Here is a 1067-nt window from a genome sequence, read left to right as displayed (position 1 = left end):
AAAGTTAAAAAACGGGTCTGGGTATTCTTTGCTGAAGGACAGCGTTCCCTGCCCCATCCCCACTACCGAAAAAGATGCGCACCGCGCCGCTCCTTCGAAATCGACATTACCCATGAGCAGACGGGGTTCAACCACGATCGTACCGGCGAAAGGGCTGTGCGGCTGCTATCCCCCATCGTTGTTGCACAAATGACACGATTTGGCCTCACTCAGAAAGCTCTCATTAACCTTCGGCCCGCCCCAGCCCCTTGTTTACGGGCGAATCCGGCGATCGGCTGACGGAATCATGGCGAGGCCTTGAGCCACCAGCCAGGGAATCGCCGCAGAACCGCCGCATCGCGGAAGGCCGCAGGCCGGTGCGTTCTTATTTTTCCGTATAATGGCTTCTTTTTCCGAGATATTGGCTGGGGCTTGTTGATTGTGCCGGCGCTTTTCTTTATCCAGCGGCGCAACGGAGAGGTGGCCGAGTGGTCGAAGGCGCTCCCCTGCTAAGGGAGTAGAGGTCAAAAGCTTCTCGTGGGTTCGAATCCCATCCTCTCCGCCATCCTGCTTCGCTTTTCGAGCTTCGCAGGACAAGCCCAGACCAGACCTCAGCGCGAAGCAGGATGCCCTCCGAAGCCTCGGCGAAGGAGGGCCGCAAGCTTGCAAAAGCAGGATTGGCAATACCCTCAGGTCGAAGCAGGATGCCCTCCGAAGCCTTGGCAAAGGAGGGCCGGTCGTGTGGTATGTATACCTGCTGGAAAGCAAGACTGCCGACGGTGAGCGTTATGTCGGCATCACGTCCGACCTGAAGCGACGGCTTGCCGAGCACAATGACGGAAAATCCAGTCATACATCCAAGTTCCTGCCATGGCAGATCGTCACCTATGTGGCGTTCTCGAATCAAGCCAAGGCGACTTCATTTGAGCGTTATCTCAAATCCGGTTCCGGGCACGCCTTCGCCAGCAAACGTCTGTGGTGAATGCCCCTTCCTTTGTGAAAAATCCAGGGATTCCCGGAAAAACGCAGCAATACCAATTGTTTGCTGCAAAAACACGCACCACCAAAACGGTTGTTTCGTTCGATTC

The 1067-nt window shown here is 56.0% G+C and carries 2 protein-coding genes and 1 tRNA gene; all 3 read left to right on the top strand.

Annotated features, from left to right (window positions below):
- A partial coding sequence (locus FJ867_RS28910) for a hypothetical protein (RefSeq protein WP_210242323.1) occupies positions 1 to 279 on the top strand: 279 nt, incomplete at its 5' end.
- A gap of 174 nt (positions 280 to 453) precedes the next feature.
- Positions 454 to 544 (top strand) — tRNA-Ser (locus FJ867_RS28585).
- 174 nt (positions 545 to 718) lie between these two features.
- Positions 719 to 961 carry a GIY-YIG nuclease family protein gene (locus FJ867_RS28580; protein ID WP_140580879.1) on the top strand — a complete coding sequence of 81 codons (243 nt, stop codon included), beginning with the start codon at positions 719 to 721 and terminating at the stop codon, positions 959 to 961.
- The last annotated feature ends 106 nt before the right edge of the window (positions 962 to 1067 follow it).

Origin of the sequence: Mesorhizobium sp. B2-5-3, from assembly GCF_006441005.1 — a bacterium.
Taxonomy (GTDB): domain Bacteria; phylum Pseudomonadota; class Alphaproteobacteria; order Rhizobiales; family Rhizobiaceae; genus Mesorhizobium.
Note: the sequence above shows the minus strand (reverse complement) of the source record. Positions and strands in the feature narration are given on the sequence as shown.